Annotated in this window: 15 protein-coding genes; 2 read left to right on the forward strand and 13 right to left on the reverse strand. The window is 70.4% G+C overall.

Annotation, left to right across the window (positions count from 1 at the left end):
* Positions 1-31: 31 nt before the first annotated feature.
* The 5 genes from IE209_RS29055 to IE209_RS29075 all read right to left on the reverse strand — a co-directional run bounded on the left by IE209_RS29055 (position 32) and on the right by IE209_RS29075 (position 6,306).
* Positions 32-217 carry a hypothetical protein gene (locus IE209_RS29055; protein ID WP_189690372.1) on the reverse strand — a complete coding sequence of 62 codons (186 nt, stop codon included), beginning with the start codon at positions 215-217 and terminating at the stop codon, positions 32-34.
* Complete coding sequence (locus tag IE209_RS29060; protein ID WP_189690373.1) at positions 217-1,350, reverse strand: PepSY-associated TM helix domain-containing protein; 1,134 nt, start codon at positions 1,348-1,350, stop codon at positions 217-219. Before IE209_RS29060 ends, IE209_RS29055 begins: the two co-directional genes overlap by 1 nt.
* A gap of 12 nt (positions 1,351-1,362) precedes the next feature.
* Positions 1,363-3,585 carry a TonB-dependent receptor gene (locus IE209_RS29065; RefSeq protein ID WP_189690374.1) on the reverse strand — a complete coding sequence of 741 codons (2,223 nt, stop codon included), beginning with the start codon at positions 3,583-3,585 and terminating at the stop codon, positions 1,363-1,365.
* A gap of 87 nt (positions 3,586-3,672) precedes the next feature.
* The gene (locus IE209_RS29070) at positions 3,673-5,724 is read right to left on the reverse strand and encodes a TonB-dependent siderophore receptor (RefSeq protein WP_189690375.1); all 2,052 of its coding nucleotides are present in this window, start codon (positions 5,722-5,724) and stop codon (positions 3,673-3,675) included.
* Positions 5,725-5,886: 162 nt separating this feature from the next.
* Positions 5,887-6,306 (reverse strand): universal stress protein, encoded by a 420-nt coding sequence (locus IE209_RS29075; RefSeq protein ID WP_189690376.1) that lies wholly within the window; start codon positions 6,304-6,306, stop codon positions 5,887-5,889.
* A gap of 118 nt (positions 6,307-6,424) precedes the next feature.
* On the opposite strand from IE209_RS29075, the gene IE209_RS29080 reads away from it, so the two are divergent.
* Entirely contained in the window at positions 6,425-6,997 is a 573-nt protein-coding gene (locus tag IE209_RS29080) for a DNA-3-methyladenine glycosylase I (protein WP_189690377.1), read from the forward strand.
* 173 nt (positions 6,998-7,170) lie between these two features.
* Positions 7,171-7,422, forward strand: a complete 252-nt coding sequence (locus tag IE209_RS29085) for a DUF3072 domain-containing protein (RefSeq protein WP_189690378.1) — start codon at positions 7,171-7,173, stop codon at positions 7,420-7,422.
* A gap of 46 nt (positions 7,423-7,468) precedes the next feature.
* On the opposite strand, the gene IE209_RS29090 is transcribed toward IE209_RS29085, so the two are convergent.
* From IE209_RS29090 to IE209_RS29125, 8 genes are all read right to left on the reverse strand, one after another.
* Positions 7,469-7,777, reverse strand: coding sequence for a UBP-type zinc finger domain-containing protein (locus IE209_RS29090; RefSeq protein ID WP_189690379.1), 309 nt, complete (start codon positions 7,775-7,777; stop codon positions 7,469-7,471).
* Between the two features lie 131 nt (positions 7,778-7,908).
* Positions 7,909-9,219, reverse strand: coding sequence for an MSMEG_0569 family flavin-dependent oxidoreductase (locus IE209_RS29095; protein ID WP_189690380.1), 1,311 nt, complete (start codon positions 9,217-9,219; stop codon positions 7,909-7,911).
* A gap of 20 nt (positions 9,220-9,239) precedes the next feature.
* Entirely contained in the window at positions 9,240-9,530 is a 291-nt protein-coding gene (locus IE209_RS29100) for an MSMEG_0570 family nitrogen starvation response protein (protein ID WP_189690381.1), read from the reverse strand.
* 14 nt (positions 9,531-9,544) lie between these two features.
* On the reverse strand, positions 9,545-10,711 hold the full coding sequence (locus IE209_RS29105; RefSeq protein WP_189690382.1) for an MSMEG_0565 family glycosyltransferase: 1,167 nt from the start codon (positions 10,709-10,711) through the stop codon (positions 9,545-9,547).
* A 704-nt stretch (positions 10,712-11,415) separates the two neighbouring features.
* The gene (locus tag IE209_RS29110; RefSeq protein ID WP_189690399.1) at positions 11,416-12,426 is read right to left on the reverse strand and encodes a sll0787 family AIR synthase-like protein; all 1,011 of its coding nucleotides are present in this window, start codon (positions 12,424-12,426) and stop codon (positions 11,416-11,418) included.
* Positions 12,427-12,509: 83 nt separating this feature from the next.
* Complete coding sequence (locus IE209_RS29115; RefSeq protein ID WP_189690383.1) at positions 12,510-13,079, reverse strand: MSMEG_0567/Sll0786 family nitrogen starvation N-acetyltransferase; 570 nt, start codon at positions 13,077-13,079, stop codon at positions 12,510-12,512.
* Between the two features lie 11 nt (positions 13,080-13,090).
* Positions 13,091-14,173 carry an MSMEG_0568 family radical SAM protein gene (locus IE209_RS29120; protein ID WP_189690400.1) on the reverse strand — a complete coding sequence of 361 codons (1,083 nt, stop codon included), beginning with the start codon at positions 14,171-14,173 and terminating at the stop codon, positions 13,091-13,093.
* A gap of 73 nt (positions 14,174-14,246) precedes the next feature.
* On the reverse strand, positions 14,247-15,257 hold the full coding sequence (locus IE209_RS29125; RefSeq protein ID WP_189690384.1) for a Nit6803 family nitrilase: 1,011 nt from the start codon (positions 15,255-15,257) through the stop codon (positions 14,247-14,249).
* Positions 15,258-15,309 lie beyond the last annotated feature (52 nt).

Below are 15,309 nucleotides of genomic sequence, written 5' to 3' on the forward strand. Positions count from 1 at the left end.
TGCGGGCTTGCGTTGGCGATGAATGAAAAAACTAGGGTCGGCGGTCCTTCGGCGGCCCCCACCAATGCCAGGCGGCCAGCAGCAACGGCAGGCCCAGGCCCGCCCAGGCCCACCAGTCGCCCCAGCCGTCGGACAGCAGCGCGGTGACCAGGCCCGTGCCGCTGGCCAACCCGACCACGAGCGGCCAGCCCCAAAGGCGCCAGAACGCGCGGCGCATCAGGCGCGGGCCCTGGCGGCGGCCGTGCCGGCCTGGCGCGCCGGCGCGCGCTTGCGCCACCACAGCACGAGACCGGTCACGAGCACGACGATGGTCGCGACATCCAGCAGCGCCCACAGGATCTGCATGGGCAGGCCGCCGTAGTCGCCGAAGTGCAGCGGCTGCGAGACCAGCAGCGTCTTGAGGTACCAGGGCAGCTCGCGGCTGTCGGTCACCTGGCTCGTCGCGGCATCGACCAGCACGGGCTTGAGCAGCTTGGCCGTGACGTGCTCGCCGCCGCGCAGGAACACGCCGTAGTGGTGCGGGCTTGCGAAGCTGGTGCCTGGAAAGGCCACGAAGGCCACCTTCATGCCGCGCTCGTGCGCGAGCGCCGCGGCCACCGCGCCCTGCAGCGACCCGGGCGAAGCCAGCGGCGGCTTGTCCTTGTACGGCGCGAGCATGGCCGCGACTTCGGTGGACTGGTAGTACTTGACCAGCAGGTCGGCCCAGGCGTTGATGACGCCCGTGGCGCCGACCACCGTGAACCAGACCAGCGTGACGATGCCCACGAGGTTGTGCAGGTCCAGCCACTTGGCGCGCGCGCTGCGTTCGCGGCGGATCTCGCCGAAACGCAGCTTGCGCATGAAGGGCGCGTACAGCACCGCGCCCGAGACCAGCGAGGCCAGCAGCAGCACGCCCATGAGCCCGAGGAACAGCATGCCGGGCAGGCCCATGAACAGGTCGATGTGCAGCGAACGCATGATGTACATGAAGCCGCTGTCGAGCGCGGGCTCGCCCAGCGGCTGGCCCGTGCGCGCGTCGACGGCCACCTGCTTGAAGCCGGCCTTGGCGTCGGGCGTGGGCGCCAGCGTCACGTACCAGACGCGGTCGTCGTCCTCCTCCTGCGAGGCGAACATGCCCTGCAGCGTGGGATGGCGCGCGATGGCCGTGCGCAGCACGGCGTCCAGGTCGGCACGCGGCGTGTCGGACGGCATCTCGGCCGCTTCGATCTCGGTGCCCAGCAGGTGGCCGATCTCGTGGTGGAAGATCAGCGGCAGGCCGGTGATGCACAGCAGCAGCATGAACACCGTGCAGACCAGGCTGGACCACTTGTGGGTCCAGGTCCAGGTGCGGATGGCGCGGGTGCTGAGCATGGTCGGCGCCGATCAGAAGTCGACCGAGGCGCTCAGCACGAAGCTGCGCGGACCACCGACCACGAGATAGCCGGAGTCGGTCAAGGAGCCTGACGAGCGACCGACCGATGCCCAATACTTCCGGTCGAACAGATTGTCCACACGTGCGCGCAGCGTGACGGCACGCCCCTGCAGTTCGAACAGGTAGCGGACACCGACGTCGAGCCGGGTCCAGCCCGGCACGCGCAGCGTGTTGGCCATGTCGGCGTAGCTGGCGCCGGTGTAGACCAGGCGTCCGTCCAGCGCCAGGCCGGTCACGCCGGCGACGGCCCATTCGGCACCGAAGCTGGCCTGCGTGCGCGGCACGCCGATCACACGCTTGCCCTCGGTCGTGGCCGAGCCGGTGGACGTCTGCTTCGCATCCAGCCAGGTCAGGCCACCCAGGATCTTCAGGCCCCGCATGGCTTCGCCGTGGGCCGACAGCTCGACGCCACGGTGTTCGTCCTCGCCCGAGGCCCGGTAGACCTGGTCGGTGCCGGTGACGGCTCGCGGCTTGCTCGTCGTGAACAGTGCCACGCCGCCGCCGATGCGGCCGCCGTCGAACTTCAGGCCGATCTCCTTCTGCTTGGAGACATAGGCCGGCAGCACGGTGCCGACGTTGACGATGGCCGCGCCGTTGGCCGTGGCCGGTGCCGTCTGGCCCGTCGTCAGCGACTCGATGTAGTTACCGTAGACCGACAGCTGCGGTGCGGCTTTGAACACGATGCCCAGTGCCGGCGAGTTGCGCGACTGGTCTGCACGCCCGGTCACCACACCGGTTCCGCCGTAGGCATAGGTGATGGTTTCCAGCTTCTGGTGCCGCAAGCCCAGCGTGAGCAGCAGCTTGTCGTCCAGCATCGACAGTGTGTCGCCGATCGCGAAGCTGGTCAGCTTGACCTCGCCCTGCAGCTGGGGCGAGGCCACGGTGCCGCCGCGGCTCGCCGTGGCGCTGAAGGCCGGCAGCTCATACGCCACCGGGTTGTACAAGCCGGTCGCCCGGGTGTTGCGGGAATCGAATGCGTAGGCGTTGTCCTTCTCCAGCGCGAAGTGTGAGGCCGACACCACCCACTCGTGCCCCACGGCGCCGGTCTTGAGCTTGCCGCGCACGCCCAGCTCGCCCGTGTCCACGCGGTCCTGGCGGCCGTTGTCGAAACGGTAGACCGTGCCGGCGCCCGTGCTGGCGTTGGTGACGGTCAGGTTGGCGAGCGAGTTGCTCTCCTTGCTGCGGCGCAGGCCGTACGCGCCCCAGGCCGTGATGCTGTCGCCGAGGTCGACTTCGCCGCGCAGCGTGCCGAAGAGGTCGCGCTCGTTGGAGAACGACCAGGGCTGGGCAAAGTTGCGGTGACCGTCCGGCGCCGAAGGCACGACCGTGACACCGCTCAAGGTCACGTTGGGCCGGGTCTGCTGCAGCTTGTTGTCCTGCCAGCCGATGTCGCCGGACAGGCGCACGTTGCGGCTGCGCCAGTCCACCCCAAGGGCCGCCAGGCTCAGTTGCGCATCCTCGCCATCGACCGCGGTGCCGCCATCGCGCCGGGCCGCGTTGAAGCGCACGCCCGTGGCATTGTCCGGGCCAAAGCGGCGCGCCAGATCGACCGCGCCCTGCGCCTGGCCGCCGCTGCCTACACCCAGCGTGACGCGCGACAGCGGCTCGTTGGGCGCGCGCTTGGGCAGCAGGTTGATCGCACCGCCGACACCGCCACCGCCCGGGTTGGCGCCGATCAGGAAGGCCGAGGCACCGCGCAGCACCTCCACGCGCTCGAACAGTTCGGTCGCGATGTACTGGCGTGGCAGCAGGCTGTACAGGCCGTTGTAGGCCGTGTCGTCCGAAGCCAGGAGGAAGCCGCGGATGAAGTAGGCCTCCTGGAAGTTGCCGAAGCCGCGCGTCACGCGCACGGAGGGATCGTTCTGCAGCACCTCGCCCACGCTCCTGGCCTGGCGGTCCTGGATCAGCTCGTTGGTGTAGGCCGTGATCGAGAACGGCGTCTCCATGTTGTCGCGCGTGCCCAGGATGCCGGCACGCCCGCCCCGCGCCACCTGGCCGCCCGCGAAGGCCGGCGACAGGCCTTCGGCCGAGGCATCGGCACTGGCGTTGACCGTGACGACGCCGAGCGACTTGCCGCTGTCGGCCGCCTGGGCCCACACCACTTGCGACAGGCACAGGGCCAGCGGCGTGAGCGCGGCGCAGCGCAGGACGGAGGAAAGCGGGAAAGAACGCATGACGCAGAAATCGGAAGCGGAGAGTTTCAGGATCGGCACTGGCCTGGACCGCGACGCAGCGCAGACCAGCAGGTTCGCGGCCAGAGGTCAGCGGCGGTACTGCAGCTGCAGGTCCACCGTGCGGGCGCCACCGTAGTAGCAATAGAAGTCGCAGGCGCTGACATAGGTCTTGTCCGTCAGGTTGCGCACATTCAGCTGCAGCGCCCACTGGCGGTCGATGTCGTAGCGCGCCATCAGGTCGAGCAGCGTGAAGGCGGCGATCTTGCGGCCCGCGTAGTAGGTTTCGTCGACCGTGGAGCCGTTGTAGCGCGCACCCACGGCCACTGTGAGGGCGCTGTCCGCCACGGGCAGGCTGAAGCGCTGGCTGATCCACAGGCTGGCCTGGTTGCGCGGAATCAGCGGAGTGCGCACGCTCTGCGTGACGCTCACGTCCTGCTTGGAGTCGTTGTGCGTGTAGGAGGCCTTGATGGCCGTGTCGCGCGCGAGCTTGAAGTCGCCCTGCCACTCGATGCCGTGGTTGGTGCGCTTGCCGATCTGGCGCTGCACGTTGGAGGCATCGGCCGCCAGCGCGTTCTTCTCTTCGAGCTCGAAGTAGGCCAGCGTCATCGTGCCGCCGTTGAGCCAGGACGGCTCCAGCTTCAGGCCGACCTCGGCCTGCCGGCCTTCGTAGGGCTTGTAGGGGTTGCTCTCGGCGTTCAGGCCCAGCACCGGCTTGAACGACTCCGAGTAGCTGAGGTAGGGCGCGATGCCCAGCGAGGTGATGTACATCGCACCCGCGTTGATGCTGTTGTGGCTCACGTCGTAGCCACCCTCCATGCTGCTCTTGGCCCGGTCATGCCGGATGCCGGCGTTGAAGTTCCAGTTGCTGCCCACTTGCAGCTGCGTGGACGCGTAGGCACCGAACTGGCGCAGCGGCTGCTCGTAGGGCGTGGCGCTCAGGCTGATCGGCGCACCGTAGACCGGGTTGAACATGTCGATGTTGGGCACCGGACCGAAGCCGTTGTTCCGGCCTTCGGTGTCGGACTTCAGGTAGTCCAGGCCGACGACCGGCGTGAACTTGAGGTCGCCCCAGCGCACCGTGCCGCTCACGCGGTTGTCCAGGTAGTGGTTGCGGGTGTTGCCCTGGGTGAACGAGTAGCCGCGCAGCGCCTGCCGATCGTTGTCGGACGACCAGGCGAACACGTTCTGCTGGTCGAGGTTGAGGCGCGTGTACTTGTAGTTCTGCGTGAACGCCCAGTCGTCGGACAGTTCATGGCGCAGCAGCCAGCCGGCCGTCACCTGGCTGCGCTTCAAGTGGTCGAAGTCGGGCTCGCCCAGGTTGGTGCGGCGGTCGATGCGGCCGTAAGGCGTGTCGATCAGGCTGCCGTAGCCGGGCATGAAGCCGTTGGTGGGCGTGCCGCTCTCGCGCTGCAGGCTGGCGAGCAGCGTCAGCGTGGTGCGCTTGCTGAACTCCGCGGTGAGGCTGGGCGCGAAGTAGTAGCTGTCCATGTCCGTGCCGCGCTGCATGCCGTCTTCCTTGCGCGCCTGCGCGACGAGGCGGTAGTAAACGGAGCCGTCGGCGTTGGCGACGCCGTTGAAGTCCACGCCAAGGCCCAGCTTGCCGCGGTTGCCCAGCTCGGTGTTGATGGCCAGGGCCTCCACCTTCTTGGGCCGTTTGCTCACGAGATTGACAACGCCGCCACTGCTGGCCGCGCCGAACACCATCGAGTTGGCGCCCTTGACCACCTCCACGCTCTCCAAGCCGAAGATCTCGGGCTTGGCGACGAAAAAGCCGTTGGGCGTGGTGGGCGCGCCATCGACCGAAACCGAGGCCTCGAAACCGCGGATCCTGAACCACTCGACCTTGTTGTCCGCGCCGAAGGGCTCGCCCACGACGCCGGCCTGGTACTGCAGCGCCTGGTCGAGCTTGCGGCTGCCCATGGCGTCGATGTCCTCGCGCGAAACCACGGCGCTGGAGTTCGGAGCGTAGAAGTCCAGGCTCTGCAGCTGGTCCACCGAGCCGATCACGTTGACGGTGGACAGCGACTTCTCGCCGCCGGCAGGCGCGGCCTGCGCCCACACCAGCTGCGACAGGCACAGGGCCAGGGGCGTCAACGCGCAGCCGGCAAGGGCGCGCAGGGAAGAGGAAGGGACAGGCATGGCGAGCTCACCCAAGGAGGGGTTTGGTGGGCTGGCTCGGCACATGGCGTCATGCGGACGCATGCCTGGCTGGCGAAGGACGGCGAGTTTACGCTGCGCCCTGCCAGGAATGGACCGAATCGTTGCGCATCCACAACGATCCGGTGGATGGCGGGAACCGTTTCAGCGCAGCAGCAGCACCGGCACCTTGCACTGGCTGACCACCTTGGTGGCCACCGAGCCCATGATCAGGTTGCCAAGCGCGCCATGGCCGTGGCTGCCCAGGGCCAGCAGGTCGTAGCCGCCCTTCTCGGCGGCCTGCGCGATCTCGTGCGCGGGGTGGCCCATCTTGAACTCGAACTGGGCGCCGACGCCCTTTTGCGCGAAGAAGGTGCGCACGGGCTCGAGCACCTTGTCGGCCTCTTCCTGGTAGTAGCCCTTGACCACGTCGGAGCTCACGTAGGAGGCGGCGCGCTTGGGCAGTTCCGGCACCACCGTCAACACGGTGTAGGTGTTGCCGGCAGCGAACAGCTGGTGCTGGGCGAGATAGGCGAGCATGCGCTGGGTCTGCTCGCTGCCGTCGACGGCGATCAGGATCTTCATGGGTCGATCTCCTGGTGGTTTTGATGAATCCAGTATCTGCCCAAGCCCCGGCGCTGGCCTTGATCTCCCTCAAGCCAGCAGGCAAAAGCGCGGGCGCCGTCGGCACAATGCCGCTGCCATGAACACCTCCACCGCCCTGCCCCGCTGCACCTGGTGCGGCACCGACGCGCTGTACCAGCACTACCACGACACCGAATGGGGCGTGCCCCAGCGCGACCCGCGCATGCTCTGGGAGATGCTGATGCTCGAGGGCTTCCAGGCCGGGCTGTCGTGGATCACCATCCTGCGCAAGCGCGAGGGCTTCCGCCGCGCGTTCGACGGCTTCGATCCCGTCCGGGTCGCCCGCTACGACGAGGCGAAGATCCAGGCCCTGGTGGCCGACCCCGGCATCGTGCGCGCACGCGCCAAGATCGTGGCCACGATCGCGGGCGCGCAGATCTACAACCGCATGGCGGCCGCCGGCGAGGACTTCGCGGACTACTGCTGGGCCTTCACCGACGGCCAGGTGCTGCACGGCGACGGCGTGCACTTCGCCACCTCCACGGAACTGTCCGAGCGCATCTCCAAGGACCTCAAGGCGCGCGGCTTCAAGTTCGTCGGCCCGACCATCGTCTACGCCTGGATGCAGGCGATCGGCATGGTCAACGACCACGCCGTGCACTGCTTCCGGCGCGCGCAGCTGGCGCGCTGAGCGCGGCCGCGCGTGTCAGCGCATCGGCCTTGGCGTGGAACACGCCGAAGTGCCCGGCTCCGCCCCGTAGGCCAGGGCTTCGGCACGCCGCTGGCCTGCGTGCGCGCCATCGACCTACAACCGAAAAAAGGCGGGGCATCTACTGTGCATGCATACAGACACAAGGCGCAGCAATGACCGACAAGCAGACACAGTCCATGGCGGAAGACAGCAACATGGAAAAGGACCCCTCGACCTGGGTGACGGGCGACGAGGCGATGACGGGCGCCCAGCGCTCCTACCTGAAGACGCTCAGCGAAGAAGCCAAGGAGCCCTTCGACGCATCCCTCACGAAGGCGCAGGCGTCGGTCCGCATCGATGCGCTGCAGCAGCTGACCGGACGCGCGCCGCCGGACCACAAGCCGCCGACCGACCGCAACGAGTAGTCTGGCAGGGCCGGGTGCGGCGCTCAACCGAGTGCCGGCACCCCCGTCACACGTAGCGGGGAATCGGCCCGTTCTGCGGCGTGGTGTCCGCGCCCAGGTCCACCATCACCTTGTCGACGAAGCACCAACCCCAGCCCTCCGGCGGGTCGTAGCCTTCGATGATGGGGTGGCCGGTGGCATGGAAGTGCGCACGTGCGTGGCGGTGCGGCGAATCGTCGCAGCAGCCCACATGGCCGCAGTGCCGGCACAGGCGCAGGTGCACCCATTCGCTGCCGATCTTCAGGCATTCCTCGCAGCCCAGCGCGCTGGGATGCACGCGCAGGATGCCGGCGGTGTGGGAACAGACAGGTCGCATGTCATGGCCTCGGGCTAGAAACTCGTGGACGAATGCCATGGCCGCGGCGCCTCGCCCACGGCGAAGGGCCTACGGATGCTGGCTGCCAGATGGTATGGCAGGCGTTGCAGCGGCCAGTGCCCAGCCCTCGCTCAGGCCAGCGCGGCCTGCAATTGCACGTGCGCGGGCCTGGCCCGCAGCGGCTCGCCGGCGCCCAGGGACGCGTGCCGCTGCGCGATGCGCTCGGCCAGGTACTCCGCATCGCGTGCCACCCCGCTGAAGCGCCCCGATCCCCAGGTGTGCAGCCAGGGCAGGCCCAGGAAGTACAGGCCCGGCACCGCCGTCACGCCCCGGGTGTGCACCGGGTGGCCGCGGCCGTTGAACACGGGCGCGTCGAGCCAGCCGAAGTCGGGCGCGAAGCCGATGCACCAGACCACGGACGTGATGCCCGAGGCCGCCAGCGACAGCGTGGCGCGCTCGGCCGCCGGCTGCCAGACCGGCACGTACGGAGCACCGGCGGGGGCGTCGATCCCGCGCTCGGCGATGTACTTGTCGATCGATGCGTTGATGCCGTTGTAGGTGGCGTCGGCCCGGTCCAGCACCTCGGCCAGCCGCGGGGCGAAGCGCAGCGTGTCGCCATCGGCTTGCAGCCCCTCGAGCACGCCGAACAGGTCCATGCCTTCCAGCGCGAAGCGGCGCAGGTCGATGTCGCGCCCGCCGTCGCGGCCGGTCACGTAGTGGTTGGTGTTGTCGCGCACGCCTTCGCGCAGCGGGTGCTGGGTCACGGGCATGTCGTAGTAGCCCATGTCGGCCAGCCAGTCCACCACGTCGCGGCCGCGGTAAAAGCGCGCGCAACGCGGCGCATCGCCCACGGCCAGCACGACCTGGCGCCCGGCCAGGTGCAGGTCTTCGGCGATCTGCGCGCCGCTCTGGCCGGAGCCGACCACCAGCACCTTGCCGGGCGGCAGCTGGTCGGCGTTGCGGTAGTCGGCCGAGTGGATCTGGCGGATGGACGGCGGCAGCCGCTCGGCCAGGCGCGGCACGATGGGGGTGTGGTAGCCGCCCGAGGCCACCACCACCTGCCCGGCGAAGCACTCGCCCGCGCTGCTGCGCACCACGAAGCCGCCCGGCGCGGGCCGGATCTGCTGCACCGCCACGCCTTCGCGCAGCGGCGCGTCGACGGACTTCCTGAAGGCCGCCAGGTACTGGACGATCTGTTCCTTCTTCATGAAGCCGTGCGGGTCGTCGCCCGCATAGGGGTGGCCCGGCAGCGCGCACTGCCAGTTGGGCGTGACCAGGCAGAAGTTGTCCCAGCGCTGCGTGCTCCAGCTGTGCAGGGCGCGGTGCTTTTCGAACACCACATGGTCCAGGCCCTGGGCCTGCAGGTAGTGGCTCAGCGACAGGCCGGCCTGGCCGCCGCCGACGATGACGACCTCGTGCTGGGGGATGGTGGAAGTGGACATGGCGGTTCTCCGGTAGGCGGTCAAGCGGGGTGGAAGGACAGGACGCGCACCTGCGCGCCAGCGTGGTCGGCGAAGGCCGCGGCGCGGGCCTCGGTGTCGGCCAGCTGGTCGAGCGCGGCCGAGCAGGCGAAGCCGTACTTCGCCTGCACACGCGCGCTCGCGATGGCCGTGGCCTCGCGTGCGCGGCGCAGGAAGTCGGCCAGCGCGTAGTCCTGGCCGGGGGTGAAGAAGTCCTCGATGACCAGGGACGGCGAGTAGGCGAGGCTCTCGCTGGCGTCGGGCCAGCGCAGGCGGTAGTGCATGGCGGGCATGGCTTGCTTTCTGTTCAGGCAGGGATGGGTTGCAGCACACGCTGGTACCAGGCTTCGTGCAGTGCGGCGCTGCGGGCCCAGCTGTGGGCCAGGCACACCGGCGGCGGCACGGGCAGCCGCGGCAGGGCCAGTGCCTCGGCCAGGCCGGCGGCGATGGAAGGCACGGACGCGGGATCGCACCAGGCCACGGCCGGCGTGCCGTCCAGCGTCTCGGTGAACGGCGCCCGGCGCGAGACCAGCACCGGCGTGCCGCAGGCCAGGGCCTCGAGCGCGGCCAGGCCGAAGCCTTCGACCAGCGAGGGCATGGCCAGCAGGTCGGCGCGGCGCATCAGCGCGGGCAGCAGCGCGTCGGCCAACGGGCCGGTGCGCAGCACGGGCTGCTGCGGGCCTTCGGCCAGGCCCGTCTCGGCCAGCGCGGCCTGCCAGTCGCGCCGCGCGGCGCCGTGGTCCAGCATGCTCGCGCCGCCGGCCATGACCAGGCGGGCGTCATGCCAGGCCGGGTCGTGGGTGCGGCGCTGCGCGAAGGCCTGCAGCAGCCGCACCGTGTTCTTGCGCGCCTCCACGCCGCCGACCAGCAGCACCACGGGGCCGGTGGCTGCGGGCAGGCCCAGGGCCTGCACGGCCGCGGCATCGCCGGGCTCCGGCCGGAGCCGGTAGCGCGCGAGGTCCACGCCGTTGAACATGCGCTCGGCCGGCCGGCCGAGCGTCTCGCGGAAATGCCGGCACCAGCCGTCGCTGACGCAGGCCACGCCATCGGCGGCGCGCCAGGCGCGCTCCTGCCAGCGGTTGAGCAGCGGCTGGCTGAAGTCGTCCAGGTGGTGCACGGTGCGCAGCCAGGGCGGCAGCCGGTAGCCGGCCTCGCGCAGCAGCGCGAGCGCGTTGCCCGACAGGCTGTCCTGCGCATGCAGCAGATCGAAGCCGCCGCGCGCGAGCAGTGGCGGCAGGGCCTCGACCAGGGCATCGATGCGCTGCGCGACCTGGGCCACGAGGTCGCCTTGCAAGACCGGCAGCGCGACGGTCTCCACGGGGAAGCCGACTTCGCGGAACAGCCGCTCGCCGGGCTCGGCCGAGGCGATCACCGTGATGGCGTGGCCGCGGCGGCGCAGGGCCTCGGCCAGTTCCAGCGTGTGGACCACGCCGCCGCGCGGGCGGACGGAATGGGTCAGCAGCGCGATCTTCATGGCTGTTCACCCGCGGCCGAGCGCAGCGACGGCCCGGATCGGCTCCCGCTTCCCAGGGCCCCTGTGCCCACGCCGAGGAGCACAGTGGCCTGGGCGGCGCGGGGAACCTCGCGCTTCAACATCTGACTCATTGCACTTGTTCGAGCTGAGTGAGCGCAGCGAACGGTGCGAGTTGTGCAATGCGCCCAGGCCGCGAGCACCGCAGGTTGCCCGGAGCGCCAGCGCAGGGACGTGGGCACCGGGGTCGCCCTTTCTTTGGTTACTTTCTTTCGGCGAAACGAAAGAAAGTGACTGCACTGCCGGGGGCATATCCCGGCCTCTGGTGCCCGCAAATGACACTACGGTGGATCGAGGGAAGGAGGTGGGGGCTTCACCCCCACACCCCGACTTACTTTCTCTTGCTTCGCCAAGAGAAAGTAAGCAAAGAGAAGGCGACCCCGGTGCCCCTGTCCCTGCCCTGGCGCTCCGGGCAACCTGCGGTGCTCGCGCCATGGGCTGCATTGCGCAACTCGCTGCGTTCACTGCGTTCACTTCGCTCGGACAAGCGCAATGGGTCAGATGACGAAGCGCGAGGTTCCCCGCGCAGCCCATGGCGCTGTGCTCCTCGGCAGGGGCACAGGGGGAAGTCCCACACGGGCCATCGCTGCGCTCGGCCTGGGGCTCGGGCCATCGCGTTGCTCGGCCTGCGGCGGCGATCCTGAGATTCATGGCGCCCTCCGGCTCTCGAGCTGCGGGGCGATGAAGGGCTGCTGCGCAAGATCCCAGAGCGGCACGCGCGCATCGCCGAGCTGCAAGGCCAGCACGCTGCCGCGGTGCACGGTGCCCACGTCGGCGCAGGCGATGCCGCGCGCGGCGAAGCGGGCGATGGTTTCGTCGGCCTCGGCCGGCCGCACGCTGAGCACGTAGCCGAAGCTCGGAAAGGCCGCGAGCCAGCGCAGGCGCTGCGCCGCGCCATCGGGATCGGACCAGTCCGGCACGCCGGCCGGGCGCGGCAGACGGGCCAGGTCGATGGTGGCGCCCATGCCCGAGCACTCCAGCAGCATCAGCGCCGTGCCCAGCACGCCGGCCATGCTGATGTCCTTGCCCGCATCGACCAGGCCGGCCTCGGCCAGCGCGGGCAGCACGGCCATGTCGCCGCGCAGGCGCTCGGCCGGCGCGACGGTCGACGCATTCCAGAACGGCGCCTCGCCCTGCCACTGGCCGCGCAGGTCCACGGCCACGAGCACCCTGTCGCCGGCCTGGGCCGCGAAGCTGCTGATGAGCCGCTGCGCGCGGCCCAGTACAGCCACGGCCAACTGGCTGCTGGCCGCACGCAGGTTGGTGTGACCGCCGACCAAGGGCACGCCGTAGCGCTCGGACGCCGCGCGCATGCCGGCCAGCACCTCGCGGCCCTGCTCCGCGTTGCCGGCCCACAGCGCATCGACCACGGCCAGCGCACGGCCACCCATGGCCGCGATGTCCGAGAGGTTGACCATCACCGCGCTGTAGCCCGCGAACCAGGGCTGCTGTTCGACGAAGTCCTGCACCAGGCCTTCGATGGCCAGCAGCAGGTGGCCGCCGCCTCCCGCAGGGTCGGGCAGCACGGCGCAGTCGTCGCCGTTCGGCACGACCGTAGCGGAGGCCGTCGGCGCCAGCTGCGGCAGCACGGCGGCGATGTCGCGCTTATGCGCGAACCCGCGGCTGGTCCGCAGCGCCTCGGCCAGCTGCTCCAGCATGGTCGCCTCGAAGACCGCGTGAACAAGAGAACCTGCGGCCTGGCGGCCTGCGGCGCGCGCCTCTTCGGGCGGCCGGGCGAGGCTCATGACGGCCTCCGCGGCGAGACCACGAAGCCCGCATACGGCGAGCCGCAGGGCGGGTAGTGCGCGAGGCCGGCCCGCATCAGCGCGTGCATGCGGCCGTGCAGCACCATCTCGTCCAGCACCTGCCAGTGCAGTCGCTCGAACAGCGGCACGTTCTGCGCCTGCACATGGGCCAGGAACTCGCGGCAGCCCAGCGCGTGGGCGCTGCTGACGGCCAGCCGGATCAGCTCGGTGCCCAGCGCGCTGCTCTGGCGGAACGCGCGCCGCACGGCCAGGCGCGAGCCCCACCACAGGCCGGGCGAGGCTTCGTGGATGCGCACGGTGCCGACCATCTGGTCGGCCTCGCCGGCCAGGACCGACAGCGCGACCAGGGTGTGCAGGCTGGGGTCGGCGTCGATGGCATCGCGGTCGTCGCCGTCGAACAGGCCTTGCTCCGCGCAGAACACCTGGCGGCGCAGCGCAGCGGCCTCGCGCAGCATCCAGCCATCGCTGGCCCATTGCACGCGGAAGGCCTGGGGCCGGTAGTCGGTGGCGAGGTCGCACCAGGGGATGGCGGAGGCGGTCAGCATCGTTCTCTCCTTCAGGCGGCCAGGGGCGCTTCGTAGCGCGACAGCGTGGAGCAGGCCGCGCAGCGCCCGCAGCCGGCCTTGATGTCGGCCGCGCGCACGCCGGCATCGGCCACCATCGCGCCCAGCGGCTCCAGCACGCTGCGCATGAAGGCCGGTGTGGGCGCGGCGTGGTCCTCCAGCGGCGTGCCGCTGATCGGCACGAAGGGCACGACGAAGGGGTAGACGCCCAGGTCCAGCAGGCGCCGGCTGGTGGCCAGCAGGGTCTCGGCGCTGTCGCCCAGGCCGGCCAGCAGGTATGTGCTGACCTGGCCGCGGCCGAACACGGCGACGGCCGCGGCGAAGGCGTCCCAGTAGCGCGCCATGGGCACCTCGGCCTTGCCGGGCAGGATCTGGCGGCGCAAGTCTTCGCCCACCACTTCGAGGTGCATGCCCAGCGTGTCGACGCCGGCGTCCTTGAGGCGCTGGAACCAGGCGTCGGTGTCGGGCGGCTCGCACTGGGCCTGCAGCGGCAGGTCCACGGCGGCGCGGATGGCCTGCGCGCTCTCGCACAGGATCTGCGCGCCGCGGTCGGGCGTGGGCGGCGTGCCCGTGGTCATGACCATGTGCTTGACGCCGTCGAGTTCCACGGCGGCCTGGGCCACCTCGGCCAGCTGCGCCGGCGTCTTGCGCGCGATGGTGCGGCCGGCTGCGAGCGACTGGCCGATCGCGCAGAACCTGCAGGCCTTGCGCCGGCTCTCGTAGCGGATGCAGGTCTGCAGCACGGTGGTGGCCAGCACGTCGGCGCCATGCAAGGTGGCGATCTGCTGGTAGGGGATGCCCTCGGCCGTCTGCAGGCCGTAGAAGCGCGGCGCGCGCGGGAACGCGATGCTGGCGATCGGAATGCTGCCCCGCCGCAGGACGCTGCGGCCGTCCGGCCCCGGCGCCTCGGCCACGAAGGGCGAGCTGAAGGCCGTGGCCGTGTGCACGGGCACCATGAGCGTGAGCCCATCCACGGTCACGGCCTTGTGGTCGGACGGACCGGCACCGCCGCGCCGGCTGGCCGCGCCCGCGCCGGGATCGACCAGCCGCAGGCCCTGGCTCTGCAGCTCGGTCATGAGGCGGCGCGTGTCTTCGGCAGAGGCGGCGACGGGTTCGAGGACGGCGGTGGTCATGGACGGGGCTCCAGGGTCAGGCGACGCGGCGCAGCGGCGCGTCGGTTTCAGGCAGGGGAAGGTCGGTTTCGTCGCTCAGCGCCTCGCCATCCGGCAAGGGCATGGTGGTGCGCGCCGCGTCGCGGCGGATCGCCAGGCGCAGCAGCTCGGGCCGCGCGTAATGGCCCACCGAATCCATCATGCGTTTGCGCTTGGCGATCAGCGCGAAGTCCAGGTCGGCGACGACCAGGCCCTCGCCCTCGGTCAGCGGTTCAGCCAGGTACTTGCCTTCGGGCGACACGATGGCCGTGTGGCAGCCGCCGCGCAGCGCGCTCTGCAGCTTCTCGTCGGGCGTGACGGACCGGATCTGCGCATCGTGCAGCCAGCCCGTCGCGTTGACGACGAAGCAGCCCGACTCCAGCGCGTGGTGGCGGATGCTCACGCCCATCTGCTCCGCGAAGATCGGTCCGACCAGCGAACCCGGGAACTGCGCGCAGTGGATCTCTTCGTGGTCGGCCATCAGCGCGTAGCGCGCCAGCGGGTTGTAGTGCTCCCAGCAGGCCAGCGCACCGACGCGGCCGGCGCGCGTGTCCACGGCCGTGAGGCCGGCACCGTCGCCCTGGCCCCAGACCATGCGCTCGTGGTAGGTCGGCGTGATCTTGCGGCGCTTGAGCAGCAGGCGGCCGTCGGCGTCGAACACCAGCTGCGTGTTGTACAGGCTGCCGTGGTCGCGCTCGTTGACGCCCAGCACCACCACCATGCCATGCTCGCGCGCGGCGGCGGCCACGGCGTCGGTCAACGGGCCGGGCACCGTGGGCGCGCGCTGCATCAGCAGCAGGTGGTCCGCGCCCTGCAGCACGGGCGGCTGCACGAACGAGAAGTAAGGGTAATAGGGCACGAAGGTCTCGGGAAAGACGATCAGCTCCACGCCCTGCCTCGCCGCGTCGCGCAGGGTTTCCAGCACGCGCGCCAGCGTGCCGTCGGCACTCGTGAGGTCGGGCGCGATCTGCGCCGCGGCCGCGCGGACGGTGCGATGCGAGGAGCTCATGCACCGTCTCCTTCGCGCAGCGGCGTGTCGCATGCGGGGGTGCAAGAGGCCG

It is taken from the genome of Pseudorhodoferax aquiterrae (assembly GCF_014652235.1).
GTDB classification, from domain to species: domain Bacteria; phylum Pseudomonadota; class Gammaproteobacteria; order Burkholderiales; family Burkholderiaceae_C; genus Pseudorhodoferax; species Pseudorhodoferax aquiterrae.